This is a genomic window from Streptomyces mauvecolor (assembly GCF_039532965.1).
GTDB lineage: Bacteria > Actinomycetota > Actinomycetes > Streptomycetales > Streptomycetaceae > Streptomyces > Streptomyces violascens.
Window position 1 is genome coordinate 210,308 of sequence record NZ_BAAASQ010000012.1, and the last position, 17,167, is coordinate 227,474.

At 70.3% G+C, this 17,167-nt stretch carries 18 protein-coding genes; 17 read left to right on the forward strand and 1 reads right to left on the reverse strand.

Going from position 1 to position 17,167, the window contains the following annotated elements; translation table 11 throughout:
- The first annotated feature begins 41 nt into the window (after positions 1-41).
- The 5 genes from dop (at position 42) to prcA (ending at position 3,805) form a co-directional block, all read left to right on the forward strand.
- The gene (gene dop / locus ABD346_RS17755; RefSeq protein ID WP_053723503.1) at positions 42-1,553 is read left to right on the forward strand and encodes a depupylase/deamidase Dop; all 1,512 of its coding nucleotides are present in this window, start codon (positions 42-44) and stop codon (positions 1,551-1,553) included.
- Positions 1,554-1,673: 120 nt separating this feature from the next.
- Entirely contained in the window at positions 1,674-1,892 is a 219-nt protein-coding gene (locus ABD346_RS17760; protein WP_016325855.1) for a ubiquitin-like protein Pup, read from the forward strand.
- A gap of 98 nt (positions 1,893-1,990) precedes the next feature.
- Positions 1,991-2,194 carry an endonuclease domain-containing protein gene (locus ABD346_RS17765; RefSeq protein ID WP_381226186.1) on the forward strand — a complete coding sequence of 68 codons (204 nt, stop codon included), beginning with the start codon at positions 1,991-1,993 and terminating at the stop codon, positions 2,192-2,194.
- Positions 2,146-2,991: a proteasome subunit beta gene (prcB, locus tag ABD346_RS17770; protein WP_344375861.1), complete on the forward strand. Its 846-nt coding sequence runs from the start codon at positions 2,146-2,148 to the stop codon at positions 2,989-2,991. Before ABD346_RS17765 ends, prcB begins: the two co-directional genes overlap by 49 nt.
- 55 nt (positions 2,992-3,046) lie before the next feature.
- Positions 3,047-3,805 (forward strand): proteasome subunit alpha, encoded by a 759-nt coding sequence (prcA, locus tag ABD346_RS17775; protein WP_344375862.1) that lies wholly within the window; start codon positions 3,047-3,049, stop codon positions 3,803-3,805.
- Positions 3,806-3,838: 33 nt separating this feature from the next.
- On the opposite strand, the gene ABD346_RS17780 is transcribed toward prcA, so the two are convergent.
- Positions 3,839-4,861, reverse strand: a complete 1,023-nt coding sequence (locus ABD346_RS17780; protein ID WP_344376262.1) for a LacI family DNA-binding transcriptional regulator — start codon at positions 4,859-4,861, stop codon at positions 3,839-3,841.
- A 175-nt stretch (positions 4,862-5,036) separates the two neighbouring features.
- Here ABD346_RS17780 and ABD346_RS17785 point away from each other — a divergent pair, with 175 nt between their 5' ends.
- From ABD346_RS17785 to ABD346_RS17840, 12 genes are all read left to right on the forward strand, one after another.
- Positions 5,037-6,296 (forward strand): MFS transporter, encoded by a 1,260-nt coding sequence (locus ABD346_RS17785; protein ID WP_344375865.1) that lies wholly within the window; start codon positions 5,037-5,039, stop codon positions 6,294-6,296.
- Between the two features lie 9 nt (positions 6,297-6,305).
- Positions 6,306-7,667, forward strand: a complete 1,362-nt coding sequence (gene pafA, locus ABD346_RS17790) for a Pup--protein ligase (protein WP_053723508.1) — start codon at positions 6,306-6,308, stop codon at positions 7,665-7,667.
- A gap of 133 nt (positions 7,668-7,800) precedes the next feature.
- Complete coding sequence (locus tag ABD346_RS17795) at positions 7,801-8,811, forward strand: FKBP-type peptidyl-prolyl cis-trans isomerase (RefSeq protein WP_344375867.1); 1,011 nt, start codon at positions 7,801-7,803, stop codon at positions 8,809-8,811.
- Between the two features lie 40 nt (positions 8,812-8,851).
- Positions 8,852-9,223 carry an FKBP-type peptidyl-prolyl cis-trans isomerase gene (locus tag ABD346_RS17800; RefSeq protein WP_053723510.1) on the forward strand — a complete coding sequence of 124 codons (372 nt, stop codon included), beginning with the start codon at positions 8,852-8,854 and terminating at the stop codon, positions 9,221-9,223.
- Between the two features lie 147 nt (positions 9,224-9,370).
- Positions 9,371-10,321, forward strand: coding sequence for a helix-turn-helix transcriptional regulator (locus ABD346_RS17805; RefSeq protein WP_344375869.1), 951 nt, complete (start codon positions 9,371-9,373; stop codon positions 10,319-10,321).
- Positions 10,322-10,337: 16 nt separating this feature from the next.
- The gene (locus tag ABD346_RS17810) at positions 10,338-11,312 is read left to right on the forward strand and encodes a helix-turn-helix transcriptional regulator (protein WP_053723512.1); all 975 of its coding nucleotides are present in this window, start codon (positions 10,338-10,340) and stop codon (positions 11,310-11,312) included.
- Between the two features lie 15 nt (positions 11,313-11,327).
- A complete protein-coding gene (locus ABD346_RS17815; protein ID WP_344375871.1) occupies positions 11,328-11,582 on the forward strand; it encodes a hypothetical protein in 255 nt (84 codons plus the stop codon).
- Between the two features lie 11 nt (positions 11,583-11,593).
- Positions 11,594-11,791 (forward strand): hypothetical protein, encoded by a 198-nt coding sequence (locus ABD346_RS17820; protein ID WP_344375874.1) that lies wholly within the window; start codon positions 11,594-11,596, stop codon positions 11,789-11,791.
- Positions 11,792-12,002: 211 nt separating this feature from the next.
- The gene (gene tatA / locus ABD346_RS17825) at positions 12,003-12,281 is read left to right on the forward strand and encodes a Sec-independent protein translocase subunit TatA (protein WP_053723515.1); all 279 of its coding nucleotides are present in this window, start codon (positions 12,003-12,005) and stop codon (positions 12,279-12,281) included.
- Between the two features lie 70 nt (positions 12,282-12,351).
- Positions 12,352-13,305, forward strand: a complete 954-nt coding sequence (tatC, locus tag ABD346_RS17830) for a twin-arginine translocase subunit TatC (RefSeq protein ID WP_344375876.1) — start codon at positions 12,352-12,354, stop codon at positions 13,303-13,305.
- Between the two features lie 37 nt (positions 13,306-13,342).
- Positions 13,343-14,275 (forward strand): diacylglycerol kinase, encoded by a 933-nt coding sequence (locus ABD346_RS17835; protein WP_344375878.1) that lies wholly within the window; start codon positions 13,343-13,345, stop codon positions 14,273-14,275.
- Positions 14,276-14,320: 45 nt separating this feature from the next.
- On the forward strand, positions 14,321-17,149 hold the full coding sequence (locus ABD346_RS17840) for a DEAD/DEAH box helicase (protein WP_344375880.1): 2,829 nt from the start codon (positions 14,321-14,323) through the stop codon (positions 17,147-17,149).
- Positions 17,150-17,167: the final 18 nt, after the last annotated feature.

The window sequence follows — 17,167 nt, forward strand, 5'->3', positions numbered from 1 at the left end:
GCCGCTCCCGCGGGGGAGCGCCGCCGGGCAAGGAGGGCCGCATGACCGTACGGCGAGTAATGGGCATCGAGACGGAGTACGGAATCTCCGTCCCCGGCCACCCCAACGCCAATGCCATGCTCACCTCGTCCCAGATCGTCAACGCCTACGCGGCGGCGATGCACCGGGCGCGCCGCGCCCGCTGGGACTTCGAGGAGGAGAACCCGCTGCGGGACGCCCGCGGCTTCGACCTCGCCCGCGAGGCCGCCGACTCAAGTCAGTTGACCGACGAGGACATCGGCCTCGCCAACGTCATCCTCACCAACGGGGCGCGGCTCTACGTCGACCACGCGCACCCCGAGTACAGCTCACCCGAGGTCACCAACCCGCGCGACGCCGTCCTGTGGGACAAGGCCGGCGAGCGCATCATGGCCGAGGCGGCCGAACGCGCGGCCCAGCTCCCCGGCGCCCAGCCGATCCACCTGTACAAGAACAACACCGACAACAAGGGCGCCTCGTACGGCACGCACGAGAACTACCTGATGAAGCGGGAGACCGCCTTCTCGGACATCGTGCGCCACCTGACCCCGTTCTTCGTCTCGCGCCAGGTCATCACCGGCGCCGGACGCGTGGGCATCGGCCAGGACGGCCACGAGCACGGATTCCAGATCAGCCAGCGCGCCGACTACTTCGAGGTCGAGGTCGGCCTGGAGACGACCCTCAAGCGCCCGATCATCAACACCCGCGACGAACCGCACGCGGACGCCGAGAAGTACCGCCGCCTGCACGTCATCATCGGCGACGCGAACCTCTCGGAGATCTCGACGTACCTCAAGCTGGGCACGACCTCCCTGGTCCTGTCCATGATCGAGGAAGGGTTCATCAACGTCGACCTGGCCGTGGACCAGCCGGTCCGCACCCTCCACCAGGTCTCGCACGACCCCACCCTGCAACACCTGGTCACGCTCCGCAGCGGCCGCACGCTGACGGCCGTCCAGCTGCAGATGGAGTACTTCGAGCTGGCGCGCAAGTACGTCGAGGAGCGGTTCGGGGCGGACGCCGACGAGCAGACCAAGGACGTCCTGGTCCGCTGGGAGGACGTCCTGAACCGGCTGGAGAACGACCCGATGAGCCTGTCGGGCGAACTCGACTGGATCGCCAAGCGCGAGCTGATGGAGGGCTACCGGCGCCGCGACGGCCTCGACTGGGACGCGGCCCGGCTGCACCTGGTGGACCTCCAGTACGCCGACGTACGGCCCGAGAAGGGCCTCTACAACCGTCTGGTGGCCCGCGGCAAGATGAAGCGGCTCCTGGACGACCCCGGCGTCCTGCGGGCGCAGACCAAGCCTCCGGAGGACACCAGGGCCTACTTCCGCGGCCGCTGTCTGGAGCAGTACGCGGACGACGTGGCGGCGGCCTCCTGGGACTCGGTGATCTTCGACCTGCCGGGCCGTGACTCGCTCCAGCGGGTGCCAACCCTGGAACCCCTACGCGGAACGCGTAATCACGTGAAGGCGCTGCTCGACCGGTGCCGTACGGCCGAAGATCTGGTGCGGGTGCTCTCCGGCGGCTGAAAGGCCGCGGGTATGGGAAACACAGAGGTAGGCCCCGCACGTTCCAGAAAGTGCGGGGCCGATGTCAGACCCTGCTTGTAGGGTCTGATCAAGGACATCGAACCGAGCGGGGTGAGGTAGATGGCGACCAAGGACACCGGCGGCGGCCAGCAGAAGGCGACGCGCTCCACCGAGGAGGTCGAGGAGCAGGCGCAGGACGCGCAGGCTTCGGAGGACCTCAAGGAGCGCCAGGAGAAGCTCTCCGACGACGTGGACTCCGTCCTGGACGAGATCGACGACGTCCTCGAAGAGAACGCAGAGGACTTCGTGCGATCCTTCGTTCAAAAGGGCGGACAGTAGTTCACGGACGTGAACATCGGGGTGCGTCGTGGGAAGCCCGGACCGGGACGCGGGCTTCCCACGACAGCACTGCCCGGCCCCCCAGGGGCAACCGCGTAATGGGCCTGTCCTGCCCAGCCGTTCATGTGGATCATTGCCGGACGGCGGGTAGGGTCCCAGGCGTACTCTGCTTCAACTGCAATTCGGCCATCGGCCTGTTGGGGGAAATCCCCGGCACCGTCCGTCGGGCTGCCGCCTACTTGGAAGGAAACTCGTGGAAGCCAACACTCGTGGCACCGGGCGTCTACCAGCTGCCTTCCTGACGCCTGGCTCCTCCTCATTCATGGACTTCCTGTCCGAGCACTCGCCGGAGATGCTGCCCGGCAAGCGCGCCCTGCCGCCCGTGCAGGGGCACATCGAGGCGCCGCACGGCACGACGATCGTCGCGGCGACGTTCCCCGGCGGGGTCGTCCTGGCCGGCGACCGGCGCGCCACGATGGGCAACATGATCGCCCAGCGCGACATCGAGAAGGTCTTCCCGGCCGACGAGTACTCGGCGGTCGGCATCGCAGGCACCGCCGGCCTCGCGGTCGAGATGGTGAAGCTCTTCCAGCTGGAGCTGGAGCACTTCGAGAAGGTCGAAGGCGCCACGCTCTCCCTGGAGGGCAAGGCCAACCGGCTCTCCACGATGATCCGCAGCAACCTGGGCATGGCCATGCAGGGCCTCGCCGTGGTCCCGCTCTTCGCGGGCTACGACGTGGACCGCGACAAGGGCCGGATCTTCTCCTACGACGTCACCGGCGGCCGCTCCGAGGAGCACGGCTTCGCCGCCACCGGCTCCGGCTCCATCTTCGCCCGGGGCTCCATGAAGAAGCTCTACCGCGACGATCTGACGGAGCAGGAGACGACCACGCTCGTCATCCAGGCGCTCTACGACGCCGCCGACGACGACTCGGCGACCGGCGGCCCGGACATGGCACGCCGGATCTTCCCGATCGTCACCGTCATCACCGAGGACGGCTTCCGCAGGCTCACCGAGGCGGAGTCCTCCGAGCTCGCCCGCACCATCCTGGCGCGGCGGCTGGAGCAGCCCGACGGCCCCCGGGCCTCCCTCCTCTGAGGCCCGAGCAGGCCCCGAGATGACCCAGCCACTGACAGAAAGGGACGGTTAGCCGGTGTCGACCCCGTTCTATGTCTCACCCCAGCAGGCCATGGCCGACCGTGCGGAGTACGCCCGCAAGGGCATCGCCCGCGGCCGCAGCCTGGTCGTGATCCAGTACGCCGACGGCATCGTGTTCGTCGGTGAGAACCCGTCCCGCGCGCTGCACAAGTTCAGCGAGATCTACGACCGGATCGGCTTCGCGGCCGCCGGCAAGTACAACGAGTACGAGAACCTCCGCATCGGCGGAGTCCGTTACGCGGATCTGCGCGGATACACCTACGACCGCGACGACGTGACGGCCCGTGGGCTCGCCAACGTCTACGCGCAGACGCTGGGCACCATCTTCTCCAGCGTCGGCGAGAAGCCGTACGAGGTGGAGCTGGTCGTCGCGGAGGTCGGCAGCACGCCCGAAGACGACCAGATCTACCGGCTGCCGCACGACGGCTCGATCGTGGACGAGCACGGCTCGGTCGCGGTCGGCGGCAACGCCGAGCAGATCAGCACGTTCCTGGACCAGCGCCACCAGGACGGCATGTCGCTCGCCGAGGCACTGAAGCTGGCCGTGCAGGCCCTGTCGAACCAGGCGAACGGCGCCGACCGGGAGATCCCCGCCGAGCGCCTGGAGGTCGCGGTCCTGGACCGGACGCGGCCGCAGCAGCGGAAGTTCAAGCGCATCGTCGGCCGTCAGCTCTCCCGGCTGCTCCAGGCCGACGTGGCCAAGACGGAGCCCACCGAGGCCCCTTCGGACCTGGAGGAGACGGAGGACGAGTAGTCCCTCCGCTTCCTCGCGCGCCCCGGTTCCGCCTCAGGCGGGCCGGGGCGCGGCCGTTGAACCCCGTACGGCCAGCGAGACGGGCAGGTCCCCGGTCTCGGGCGGGCGCCCCTCCAGGACGGCGAGCAGCGCCGCCATGCCGCGGGCGCCGACCTGCTCGGCGGGCAGCGCGAGCGTGGTGAGCTCCGGCTCCAGGGCGGTGGCGAGGGTGAGGCCGTCGAACCCGGTGACCGACACGTCGTCGGGGATGCGCAGGCCGAGCCGGTGGGCCGCCTTGCAGGCGCCCGCGGCCAGGAAGTCGTCGTCGCAGACCAGCGCGGTCGGCCGCGGGCCGGGGGCGCGCAGGGCCTGCTCGGCCGCCTCCCGCCCGGAGTCCACGCCGAGCGCCGCCCGGACCGTACGCAGCTCGGCGCCCGGCACCCCGGCGAGCGCGTCGGCCCATGCCCGGGCGCGTACGACGAAGGTCCAGGAGTCCACGTCGGCCGCGACATGCAGGAACCGGCGGTGGCCGAGCCTGAGCAGATGCTCCGTCAGGCGCCGTACGCCGTCCGCGATGTCGAGGTTGACGTGGGCCGCGGGGCCCGGCTCCCCGGGGTCGCTGTCGAGCATGACCAGCGGCAGGTCGCTGCCGCGGATCGAGGCGAGTGCGCCCGCCGCCATCGAGGAGGCGATCACGCCGTCGAGCGCGGTGCGGGCGGAGTCGAAGGGGTCCCGTGCCGGGCCGATGCCCTCGGGGGAGGGGTAGAGCACCACGCCGAAGCCGTGCTCGGCGGCGACCCTGGCCGCGCCCGCGTAGACCCGGGCGAAGAACTCGCTGGTCATGGCCGGCACGACGAGCAGCGCCGTCCTGGTGCGGCCGAGCCGCAGGCTGCGCGCGGCCAGGTTGGGGCGGTAGCCGAGCTCGCGTGCGGCCTCCCTGACCAGGCCGGCCGTCCGCTCGGAGACCCGGCCGCGCCACTTGTCGCCCAGGACCAGCGAGACGGTGGCCTGCGAGACGCCCGCCGCGCTCGCCACGTCCCGGCTGGTGGGCCGGGACCCGGTCGGCCGCCCGGACATCGCGGCGCGGGCGGCGCGCACCCCCGAGCGGGCCGCCACCGGAGCGGATTCCGGTCTGTCCGGGCTGGTCACAGGTCCTCCAGGGCGGCTGGTCGGCGGGCGCGGGGTGGACCCGCGGACTTGCCACATGGTACGTATGACGTCGGAAGTTATACGTAACACGTGAGGAGTGGCCATGGCGGCGGGATACGCGGAGATCCTTCGGACGCGGCATGCCGCGCGGCTGCTCGCGGGCACCCTCACCGGCCGGCTGCCGAACGCGACCGCCGCGATCGCGGTCGTCTTCTTCGTACGGGCCGAAGGCGGCAGCTACTCGCTCGCGGGCGCGCTGACGGCCGTGTACGGCGTGGCCACGGCCGTCGGCCAGCCTTTGCTGGGACGGGCCGTCGACCTGTACGGACAGCCGCGCGTGATGCTCCCCGCTTCCGTCCTCGCGGCCCTCGGCATGGTCCTGCTGGCCGTCGTCGGCATCGAGCCGGTGGCCGTCGCCTATGCGGCCGTCCTCGTCGCCGGGCTCGCCACACCGCCCCTGGAGGGCGGTCTCCGTGCCCTGTGGCCCAGCGTCCTGAAGCGTGAGGACCAGGTGCACACCGCGTACGCCATGGACGCGATAGCCCAGGAGGTGATGTTCACGGTCGGCCCGCTGCTCGTCACCGTGTCCATAGCCCTCTGGTCGCCCGCCACCGCGCTGCTGCTCATCAACGCCCTCGGGGTGCTCGGCGCGCTCAGCGTCGTCCTCTCCGAGCCGTCCAGGTCCTGGCGTTCGGCGCCGCGTGAGGCGCACTGGCTCGGCGCGCTGCGCTCGCCCGGACTGCTCGCGCTGCTCGGCTCGTTCTTCTTCGTCGGCCTCGCGCTCGGCGCCATCATCGTCGCCGCGTCCGCCTACGCCGACGACCACGGCAGCGACACGATCTACGGCTGGCTGATGGCGGCCAACGGGCTCGGCGCGCTGCTCGGCGGGCTCGTCTACGGGGCCCGGCAGTGGGGCGGGGCCCCCGAGAAGCGCCTGCGGATTCTGGTCGCGCTGCTCGCCGTCGGCTACCTGCCGCTGACGCTGGTTCCCGGCGTTCCCGCGATGGCCGCGCTCACCGTCGTCTCCGGCCTCTTCCTCGCTCCCTCCATCGCCTGCGCGTTCATCGTCGTCGACCGGCACGCCCCGCGCGGCACGGTCACCGAGGCCTTCTCCTGGCTGGTGACGGCCTTCGGCGTCGGCACCGCGCTCGGCACGGCGGCGGCGGGCCCGGCGGTCGAACTCGGCGGAACGGGCGCCAGTTTCGCGGTCGCGGGCGGCGGCGGCATCGCGGCCCTCGTCGTACTCCTCGCCACTCAGCGCGTCCTGGCAGCTCCCGGGCGTCGGCCTGATGTCGCCGGAGTTGACGAAAATGATCGAAACCGTGCCGTCGAACCCGGTTTCAGCTCAGGCCATCAGGCGTAATGTTCACTCATGGACCGCCGCATTTTCGGGCTGGAGAACGAGTACGGCGTCACGTGCACGTTCAGGGGACAGCGCCGACTGTCTCCTGACGAAGTGGCGCGCTACCTCTTCCGCCGTGTTGTGTCATGGGGCCGCAGCAGCAACGTCTTTCTGCGGAACGGCGCCCGCCTCTACCTGGACGTGGGATCGCATCCGGAATACGCAACTCCCGAATGCGACAACGTGACCGAACTGGTCACCCACGACAAAGCCGGCGAGCGCATTCTCGAAGGCCTGCTCGTCGACGCCGAACGCCGCCTGCACGAGGAGGGAATCGCGGGCGACGTCTATCTCTTCAAGAACAACACCGACTCGGCGGGAAACTCCTACGGATGCCACGAGAACTATCTCGTCGCCCGGCACGGAGAGTTCTCCCGGCTCGCGGACATCCTCATTCCGTTCCTCGTCACCCGCCAGTTGATCTGCGGCGCCGGCAAGGTGCTGCAGACCCCGCGCGGCGCCGTCTACTGCGTCAGCCAGCGCGCCGAGCACATCTGGGAGGGCGTCAGCTCCGCCACCACCCGCTCGCGTCCGATCATCAACACCCGGGACGAGCCGCACGCGGACGCCGAGCGCTACCGGCGCCTGCACGTCATCGTCGGCGACTCCAACATGTCCGAGACGACCATGCTGCTGAAGGTCGGAGCCACCGACCTCGTCCTGCGCATGATCGAAGCCGGCACGGTCATGCGTGACCTCACCCTGGAGAACCCGATCCGGGCCATCCGCGAGGTCTCCCACGACATCACGGGCCAGCGCAAGGTGCGCCTGGCCAGCGGCCGCGAGGCCTCCGCCCTCGAAGTGCAGCGCGAGTACTACGAGAAGGCCGTGGACTTCGTGGAGCGCCGCGGCATCCGCACCGGCACCGTCGACCAGGTCCTCGAACTGTGGGGCCGCACCCTGGACGCGATCGAGGCCGAGGACCTCGACCGGATCGGCACCGAGATCGACTGGGTCATGAAGTACAAGCTCATCGAGCGGTACCGGGCCAAGAACAACATGACCATGTCGCACCCGCGGGTCGCGCAGATAGACCTCGCCTACCACGACATCCACCGCCGGCGGGGCCTGTACTACCTCCTGGAGCGCAAGGGCCAGGCGGCCAGGATCTGCAACGACCTGAAGATCTTCGAGGGCAAGTCGGTGCCCCCGCAGACCACCAGGGCGCGTCTGCGCGGCGACTTCATCCGCCGCGCCCAGGAGCAGCGCCGGGACTTCACCGTCGACTGGGTGCATCTGAAGCTCAACGACCAGGCACAGCGCACCGTGTTGTGCAAGGACCCGTTCCGGTCGGTCGACGACCGGGTGGAGAAGCTGATCGCCGGCATGTGAGACACCAGAGGTTCCGTCCGTGGGCCCCGTGCGCTGTTGCGTACGGGGCCCACGGGCATGCCGGACCCTTGTGGTACCTGAGTGGGGCCGTAGAGTGGCGGCTCCGACCGTTCCAGCTACCCCGAGGACCACTGTGCGACGCCGACTTGCTGCCGCGCTCATCGTGCCGGCCCTGATGCTCACCGCGGCCTGCGGAGGAGGTGACGACTCGGCGAAGAAGAAGGACGCGTCCGCCTCTCCCTCCGACCAGGCGTCCCAGCCCGCCGCCCCCAAGCCGGTGTCCGACGCCTCGCCGATGCCCACCGTCGCGGGCGACCTGGGCAAGAAGCCCACGATCACCATCCCCAAGGGCGACCCGAGCGGGAAGTTCGTCGTCAAGACGCTGACCGCGGGCACCGGCCCCGAGGTCAAGAAGGACGACCTCGCGGTGACGAAGTACACCGGGAAGATCTGGAAGAGCGGCAAGGACCTCGCCGGTTCGTACGACAAGGACGGCGTGCCCCAGGTCATCCCGGCGGGCTCGCAGACCTACATCCCCGCGTTCAGCGAGGCGGTGCTCGGCCAGAAGGTCGGCGCGCGCGTCCTGGTCGTCGCCCCGCCGTCCGCCGCGTTCGGCGCCGCGGGCAAGCAGGAGCTCGGCGTCTCCGGCACCGACAACCTGGTCTTCGTCCTCGACGTCGACAGCGTGATGCCGAAGAAGGTCGATGGCACCCAGGCCGCCATCCCGTCCGACCTGCCGCAGATCAAGGCGGACAAGGAAGAGGCCGCCACGATCACCGTCCCGAAGAACGACCCGCCGAAGAAGCTCGTCGACCAGGTCCTCATCGAGGGCAAGGGCGCCGAGGTCAAGAGCGGCCAGACCGTCTACATGCAGTACAGCGGCGCCACCTGGAAGCCCAACGAGGGCTTGCCGCAGGCGAAGCTGTTCGACACGTCCTGGAAGACCGGCGCCCCGTTCTCGACCCAGATCGGCCAGGGCCAGGTCATCGAGGGCTGGGACAAGGGCCTGGTCGGCAAGAAGGTCGGCAGCCGTGTCCTGCTGGTCATCCCGCCGGAGCAGGGCTACAAGGACAAGGCCCAGGGCGCGGACATCCCGGCCAACTCGACCCTGGTCTTCGTCGTGGACATCCTCGGAGCAGTGTAAGACTGTCCGGGTTGCCCATAGCGATAAGTAGGAGCATTACGTGAGCATCGACAAGCCCGAGATCGACTTCCCCGAGGGCCAGCCGCCGGCTGACCTGGAGATCAAGGAGATCTGGGAGGGTGACGGCGCCGTCGCCAAGGCCGGAGACTTCGTCAAGGTCCACTACGTGGGCGTGGCCTTCTCCACCGGTGAGGAGTTCGACGCCTCCTGGAACCGCGGCAACCCGCTGGAGTTCAAGCTCGGCGCCGGCCAGGTCATCTCCGGCTGGGACCAGGGCATCCAGGGCATGAAGGTCGGCGGCCGCCGCCGTCTGACCATCCCGGCCCACCTCGCCTACGGCGACCGCGGCGCCGGCAGCGCGATCGCCCCGGGCGAGACGCTGATCTTCGTCTGCGACCTGGTCTCCGTCTGAGACGCACCTCGATCAGTCCCGAGCGATCGGACCTGATCAGACCGAGGGTCCATGCCTGCCGGCATGGGCCCTCGGCTTTTGCCGGGGCAGCCGGGGGCGGTACGGTCAACGGTCGTAGCGCACAACGAGAGAGGGCGTAGGGCATCGATGGCGATTGCCAAGGCCGAGCGGCTGATGAACCTGGCGCTGTGTCTGCTCGGGACACGGCGCGCACTCAGCAAGCGGGAGCTGCGCGAGTCCATCGAGGCCTATCTCGAAGCCGGGTCCGACGATTCCTTCAACCGGATGTTCGAGCGGGACAAGGACGATCTGCGGGAACTCGGCCTGGTCATCGAGACCGTCGAGAACCTCGACGGCGAGACCGGCTATCTCGCCCGCCGCGACAGCAACCGCCTGCCGCCGGTCCAGCTGGATGCCGAGGAGGCCGCGGCCCTCGGGCTCGCCGCCCGCGTCTGGCAGCAGGCCCGGCTCGCGGGCGCGGCCAGCGGAGCTCTCCAGAAGCTGCGAGCCGCCGGGATGCCGGAAGCCGACAACCCGTACGAGCACAGCGCCATCGAGCCGCGCATCCCGGTCCACGAGACGGCCTTCGAGCCGTTGATGCTGGCCTGCCGCGACCGGCGCCCGGTCGTCTTCGACTACCGCAAGGTCACCGCCGTACGCCCCGAGGCCCGGCACGTCGAGCCCTGGGGCCTGGAGTGCTGGCGCGGCCACTGGTACCTGGCCGGCTGGGACCGAGACCGGGGTGCCGAGCGGGTGTTCCGGCTCAGCCGCATCTCCGGCCGGGTCCGCTCCCGCGCGGGCGCCTTCACAGCGCCGGTGCCCGACGTCGTCACCGTGCGCGAGACCGTCGAGAGCTGGGCGGGGGAGACCGCGACCCGCTCGGCCAGGATCCGGCTGCGCGCCGGGGCCGGCTACCCGCTGCGCTCGCGGGCCACCGCGGCACGGGAACTCGGCGACGGGTGGGACGAGTTGGAGATTCCGTACGGGCACGGGCTGGACGCCCACCTCGTGGAGTTCGGCCCCGACGTGGTCGTGCTGGAGCCCGCCGACCTGCGGGCCGACGTGATGGACCGGCTGCGCGCCGTGGCCAAGGGCTGAGGGGGACCGTACGACCATGGCTGCAAACGCCATCGACCAGACGCGGCGGATGCTGTCGCTGGTGACCTATCTGCGCGAGCGCCCCGGCGCCCATGTCGCGGACGTCGCCCGCGCCTTCGGCATCACCGAGGACGAACTGATCTCCGACCTGGACGTGCTGCCCATGTGCGGCACGAGCTTCCGCGGCGGCGACCTCCTGGACATCGACACCGACGGCGACCGCATCTGGTGGCACAACCCGGACGACGTCGCGGCCCCGCTCCGGCTCGCCGCCGACGAGGCGACGGCGCTGCTGGTCGCCGCGCGCGCCGTCTCCACGCTGCCCGGCCTGCGCGAGGGCGACCGGCAGGCGCTGCTGCGCGCCACCGCAAAACTGGAGGCCGCGGCCGGCGAGGCCGCCGGCGCCAGCTCCCGGCTCTCGGTCACCTTCGAGTCCGAGGGCGGCGTCTTCGCCGAGGTCGACCGGGCGATCTCCGAGCGCCGCCGGCTGTGGGTGAAGTACTACTCGCCGGCCCGCGACGAGCTCACCGAGCGCGAGGTCGACCCGATCCGGCTCTTCGCCGTCGGCCACACCTACATGGAGGCGTGGTGCCGGCTCTCCGAGGCCCGGCGCACCTTCCGGCTCGACCGGGTCGCCGAGATCCGCCTGCTCGACGAGGCCTCCGCGCCGCCCGAGCTGGAGCTGCGCGACCTGTCCGAGGGGCTCGTCCAGCCGTCCGCCGAGGACCCCGAGGTCGTCGTCGAGGTCGGCCCCGGCGGCCGCTGGGTCGCCGAGTACTACCCGCACGACAGCGCCGAGGAGCTCCCCGACGGCGGCCTGCGGATCACGCTGCGCACGCCCGACCCCGCGTCGCTGCGGCGCCTCGCGCTGCGGCTCGGCCAGGACGGCCGGATCGTCTCGCCGGACGACCTCGCCGAGAGCGCCCGGCGCGCGGCCCGCGAGGCGCTGGCCGGCTACGAGGAACCGCCCGCGCTCGACCACCAGAGCTGAGGAGAATTGCGGAACATGTCGGTATTGCCCGGTATTGCCCGTCCCGTGATCCCGGTCCTCTTCAAGGCGGCCTGCCCGGAGTGCCGCGCCCGCTTCGAACTCGGCGCGGCCGCGCTCCGCCTGGCCATCGGCGCCAGCCGACGCACCACCTTCTACTCCTTCACCTGCCCCGAGTGCGGCTCGGCCGTCCGCAAGCCGGCCGGGGAGCGCATCATCGAACTCCTCACCGGCGGCGGTGTCCGCACCCTCCGCCTCCACTCCACCGTCTAGGGTCCGCATCCATGTTCTGGCCGATGACCGCCATCGCCCTCGGTTTCCTCGGGATCGCCGTGCTCGGCATCCTCGCGATCAAGGTGTTCGTCGAGGCGCAGCGGCTCGGCCGCCAAGTGGCCGACACCACAAGGAAGATCAACCGCGCGGCCGAGGACCTGGAGCGCGCTGCCGTCCACCTCGCGGGTGCCGGAGAAACGCTGAGGTGACCGGTGCGCTCTGATGTCGCCCGTTTCGGGGCGGTACGCTGCACAACGCGGCCCAGGTAGCGAGGCCCGGTCCGCAAACGGGCGTACGCACGGGGATTGCCCAGCGTTTACCCCTGCGCGTTACGATCGCTGCACGTAAGGCGGTCGGACACCAGTCCGGCCACCCCCAGCAGCCCCCTACCCTGCAGCCTCGGTGAGAAGGTAAACGCTTATGTTCGGAAGGCTCGGCGCCCCCGAGATCATTCTCATCCTCATCGTCGTCGTCCTGCTGTTCGGCGCGAAGAAGCTCCCGGACATGGCGCGGTCGCTCGGCAAGTCGGCCCGCATCCTCAAGAGCGAGGCCAAGGCCATGAAGTCCGAGGGCCAGCAGCCCGCCCCGGCCGACCCGCCGGCCGAGCAGCCGCCGGCCCAGCGCACGATCCAGTCCGCGCCCGGCGATGTGAGCAGCGCCCGTCCGGTGACCGAGCCGACGGACACGACGCAGCGCTGACACCGGGCCGAAGCAGGCGCTGTTCACCTCTGTGACCAAAGTGACCTGCCGCACGAGATGAGGACGTGGGTTGCTCAAGTCTGCCCGCAAACAACAGAGGGACCCCGAGGGCCGGATGCCGCTCTCGGACCACCTTCGCGAGCTGCGCAACCGGCTCGCGAAGTCGGTGTTGGCGATCCTGGTCTGCGCCATCGTGGCGGCGTTCTATTACAAGGACATCGCTGAGCTGATCACCAAGCCGATCAAGGAATCGGTGGGCTGCTCGGTGGCCTTCGGCGAGCTCACCAACAAGAGCAAGGACACCTGCGGCAACATCACGATGTCCGGCCTGATGGGGCCGTTCACCCTGATGATCAAGGTGTCTATGGTCACCGGTGTCGTGGCGGCCAGCCCGGTCTGGCTCTACCAGCTTTGGGCGTTCGTTGCGCCTGGCCTGCACAAGCACGAGAAGAAGTACTCGCTGGGCTTCGTGGCGGCGGGCTTCCCGCTCTTCGTTGCGGGCGGATGGTTCTCGTACAACGTGTTGCCCGCAGCGGCCAAGGTGCTCCTGGACTTCACACCGGAGGGCGTGGCCAACCTCCTGCCGCTGAACGAGCTCATCGACCTCGTCACCCGCATGATCATTGTCTTCGGCCTCTCCTTCGAGCTGCCGCTGTTCCTCGTCATGCTCAACTTCACCGGCATTCTCACCGGCCGCCGGATGCTGGGCTGGTGGCGCGGAATGATCATGGGTGTCACGATCTTCGCGGCCTTCGCGACGCCGACCGTCGACCCGGTCTCGATGCTCTCGCTCGCCACCCCGATCGTCGGCCTCTACTTCATCGCCGTCGGCATCTCGCTGATGAACGACAAGCGCCGCAAGGAGCGCTCCGAGGCCGGGCCCGCCGACGACGAGGCCTCCGACCTCGACCTCACGCCCGAGGACATCGGCACCGTCGAGGCCGTGAGCGCGGCACCGGCCGTGCCCGAGCAGGCCGACGGGGGCCGTTCCAGCAAGCTCAACGGGTACGACGACATCACCTGACCTTGACGTGATCGCCGGACCTTGTAGGGTCCGGCGGGTGACCAGCGAGATCACCCTCTTCGTCAATCCCACCGCGGGACGCGGCCGGGGCGCGCACGCCGCGCAGCCGGCCGCTTCGGCGTTGCGGGCCGCCGGATTCTCCGTACGCACCGTGCTCGGCGAGGACGCCGACGACGCGCTGTGCCGCGCCCGCGAGGCCGTCCGGGGCGGCACCGGGGCGCTCATCACCGTCGGCGGCGACGGCATGGTCAACCTTGCCCTCCAGGCGGTCGCCGGGACCAGGACCCCGCTCGGCGTCGTCGCCGCGGGCACCGGCAACGACTTCGCCCGCGCGCTCGGCCTGCCGATACGCGACCCGGCCCGCGCCGGGGAACTCGCGGCTCAGGCCCTCAAGGGCGCGCACATCAGGGACATCGACCTCGGCCGCGTCGGCGACCGCTGGTTCGCCACCGTCCTCGCCTCCGGCTTCGACTCCAAGGTCAACGACCGCGGCAACCGCATGCGCTGGCCGAACGGCCGCTTCAAGTACGACCTCGCGATGCTCGCCGAACTGGCCGCCTTCAGGCCGGTCCCGTACAAGATCACGCTCGACGACGGGGAGACCCGTGAGATCGAGGCGACCCTGATCGCCGTCGGAAACGCGTCCTCCTACGGAGGCGGCATGCGCATCTGTGCCGACGCCGATCTGACCGACGGGCTCTTCGACGTCACCGTCGTCGGCGACTGCTCGCGTACGACCCTGGTCAAGGTCTTCCCGCGGGTCTACCGGGGCACCCACCTCACCCACCCGGTGGTCACCACGCACCGCGTCGCCTCGATCACGCTCGCCGCCGACGGCATCACCGGGTACGCCGACGGGGAACGGCTCGGTCCGCTCCCGCTCACCGCGGAGTGTGTACGCGCCGCCGTACGGGTATTGGCACCGGTACCGGCGCCCGGCCGGAAGGCCGTCAATACCGGCCTCCAATAAAGATCGCGACCTCTGTCAGAGGCGGCGGGTAGGCTCGAAGACAAGATGACAGAGGACCTCTCACCAGCCGAAGCGTACGCAGCTGCCCGGCTCCGCGCCGTCGAGCAGGCCACCGCGCTCGCGCCCTTCCGTGACCTGTACGACTTCGATCTGGACCCCTTCCAGATCGAGGCCTGCCAGGCCCTCGAAGCCGGAAAGGGCGTGCTCGTCGCGGCGCCCACCGGCTCCGGCAAGACCATCGTCGGCGAGTTCGCCGTGCACCTGGCCCTGGAGCAGGGCCGCAAATGCTTCTACACCACGCCCATCAAGGCGCTGTCCAACCAGAAGTACGCCGACCTCGTGCGCCGCTACGGCGCCTCCAAGGTGGGCCTGCTGACCGGCGACAACAGCGTCAACGCCGACGCACCGGTGATCGTGATGACCACCGAAGTGCTCCGCAACATGCTGTACGCGGGCTCCCAGGCGCTGCTCGGCCTCGGATACGTGGTGATGGACGAGGTGCACTACCTCTCCGACCGCTTCCGCGGCGCCGTATGGGAAGAGGTGATCATCCACCTCCCGGAGTCCGTCACGCTGGTCTCGCTGTCGGCGACCGTCTCCAACGCCGAGGAGTTCGGCGACTGGCTGGACACCGTCCGCGGCGACACCGAAGTGATCGTCTCCGAGCACCGCCCCGTGCCGCTGTGGCAGCACGTCATGGCCGGCCGGCGGATGTACGACCTCTTCGAGGAGGAGTCCGACCACGGCGGGCGCGGCGTCGCCAGGCGCGAGGTCAACCCCGACCTGCTGCGCATGGCGCGGATGGAGAACCAGAAGACGTACAACCCGCGCGACCGGCGCCGCGGCAAGATGGTGCGCGAGGCCGACCGCGAGCGGGAGCGCCGTCAGCGCTCGCGGATCTGGACGCCGGGCCGCCCCGAAGTCATCGAACGGCTCGACGCCGAAGGCCTGTTGCCGGCCATCACCTTCATCTTCAGCCGCGCCGCCTGCGAGGCGGCCGTCCAGCAGTGCATGTACGCGGGCCTCAGACTCAACGACGAGGAAGCGCGCCAGAAGGTCCGCGAGATCGTCGAGGAGCGCACCGCCTCCATCCCCGGTGAGGACCTGAACGTCCTCGGCTACTACGAGTGGCTCGAAGGCCTGGAGCGCGGCATCGCCGCCCACCACGCGGGCATGCTGCCCACCTTCAAGGAGGTCGTGGAGGAGCTGTTCGTACGCGGCCTGGTGAAGGCCGTCTTCGCCACCGAGACCCTCGCCCTCGGCATCAACATGCCGGCGCGCTCCGTGGTGTTGGAGAAGCTCGTCAAGTGGAACGGCGAACAGCACGCCGACATCACGCCCGGCGAGTACACCCAGCTCACCGGCCGCGCCGGGCGCCGCGGCATCGACGTCGAGGGCCACGCCGTGGTCCTGTGGCAGCGCGGCATGGACCCGGGCGCGCTCGCGGGCCTGGCCGGCACGCGTACGTATCCGCTGCGCTCCAGCTTCAAGCCCTCGTACAACATGGCCGTCAACCTGGTCCAGCAGTTCGGCCGGCACCGCTCGCGCGAGCTGCTCGAAACCTCCTTCGCGCAGTTCCAGGCCGACAAGTCCGTCGTCGGCATCTCGCGCCAGGTCCAGCGCAACGAGGAGGGCCTTGAGGGCTACCGGGAGGGCATGCACTGCCACCTCGGGGACTTCGAGGAGTACGCGCGGATGCGGCGCGACCTCAAGGACCGCGAGACCGAGCTCGCCAAGCACGGCGCGGCCCAGCGCCGGGCGGCCGCCGCGGCCTCCCTGGAGAAGCTCAAGCCGGGAGACGTCATCCACGTGCCGACCGGCAAGTTCGCCGGCCTCGCCCTCGTCCTCGACCCGGGGATCCCCGCCGGGCGCACCAACGGCCACCGCGGCTTCGAGCAGCACGACGGGCCGCGCCCGCTCGTGCTGACCGCCGAACGGCAGGTCAAGCGGCTCGCCTCGATCGACTTCCCGGTGCCCGTGGAGGCCCTGGAGCGGATGCGGGTCCCGAAGTCGTTCAACGCACGCTCGCCGCAGTCCCGCCGGGACCTGGCGTCCGCGCTGCGCACCAAGGCCGGGCACATCGTCCCCGAGCGGCACCGCAAGGCCCGCTCGGAGGCGGCCGACGACCGCGAGATCACCCGCCTTCGCACCGCCCTGCGCGCCCACCCCTGCCACGGCTGCGACGAGCGCGAGGACCACGCCCGCTGGGCCGAGCGCTACCACCGCCTGCAGCGCGACACCCGGCAGCTGGAGAAGCGCATCGAGGGGCGCACCAACACCATCGCGCGCACCTTCGACCGCATCGTGGCGCTGCTCACCGAGCTCGACTACCTGCGCGACGACGAGGTCACCGAGCACGGCAAGCGCCTGGCCCGGCTGTACGGCGAGCTCGACCTGCTGGCCAGCGAATGCCTGCGCGCGGGAGTCTGGGAAGGTCTGAGCCCGGCCGAACTGGCCGCCTGCGTATCGGCGTTGGTGTACGAGGCGCGGCAGTCCGACGACGCCGTGGCGCCCAAGACGCCGTCGGGCAAGGCCAAGGCCGCGCTCGGCGAGATGGTACGGATCTGGGGCCGGCTCGACGCCCTCGAAGAGGACCACAAGATCAACCAGGCGGAGGGCGTGGGCCAGCGCGAGCCCGACCTCGGCTTCGCCTGGGCCGCCTACCAGTGGGCCTCCGACAAGGGCCTGGACGAGGTGCTCCGCGAAGCCGACATGCCCGCGGGCGACTTCGTCCGCTGGTGCAAGCAGGTCATCGACGTCCTCGGCCAGATCGCGGCCGCGGCGCCGCGCGAGAACAGCACGGTCGCGAAGAACGCCCGCAAGGCGGTCGACGCGCTGCTGCGGGGAGTCGTGGCGTACAGCTCGGTCGGCTGAGTCTTCGGGCGGTACGGG

Bases quoted from the DNA above. Each gene is read 5' to 3' on its own strand.
- ABD346_RS17815 (WP_344375871.1), top strand. From the start codon at position 11,328: ATGTCGGTATTGCCCGGTATTGCCCGTCCCGTGATCCCGGTCCTCTTC.
- tatA (WP_053723515.1), top strand. From the start codon at position 12,003: ATGTTCGGAAGGCTCGGCGCCCCCGAGATCATTCTCATCCTCATCGTC.
- ABD346_RS17810 (WP_053723512.1), top strand. From the start codon at position 10,338: ATGGCTGCAAACGCCATCGACCAGACGCGGCGGATGCTGTCGCTGGTG.
- ABD346_RS17820 (WP_344375874.1), top strand. From the start codon at position 11,594: ATGTTCTGGCCGATGACCGCCATCGCCCTCGGTTTCCTCGGGATCGCC.
- ABD346_RS17765 (WP_381226186.1), top strand. From the start codon at position 1,991: ATGGGCCTGTCCTGCCCAGCCGTTCATGTGGATCATTGCCGGACGGCG.
- ABD346_RS17780 (WP_344376262.1), bottom strand. From the start codon at position 4,861: ATGTCCGGGCGGCCGACCGGGTCCCGGCCCACCAGCCGGGACGTGGCG.
- ABD346_RS17805 (WP_344375869.1), top strand. From the start codon at position 9,371: ATGGCGATTGCCAAGGCCGAGCGGCTGATGAACCTGGCGCTGTGTCTG.
- ABD346_RS17785 (WP_344375865.1), top strand. From the start codon at position 5,037: ATGGCGGCGGGATACGCGGAGATCCTTCGGACGCGGCATGCCGCGCGG.
- pafA (WP_053723508.1), top strand. From the start codon at position 6,306: ATGGACCGCCGCATTTTCGGGCTGGAGAACGAGTACGGCGTCACGTGC.
- ABD346_RS17840 (WP_344375880.1), top strand. From the start codon at position 14,321: ATGACAGAGGACCTCTCACCAGCCGAAGCGTACGCAGCTGCCCGGCTC.
- ABD346_RS17760 (WP_016325855.1), top strand. From the start codon at position 1,674: ATGGCGACCAAGGACACCGGCGGCGGCCAGCAGAAGGCGACGCGCTCC.
- dop (WP_053723503.1), top strand. From the start codon at position 42: ATGACCGTACGGCGAGTAATGGGCATCGAGACGGAGTACGGAATCTCC.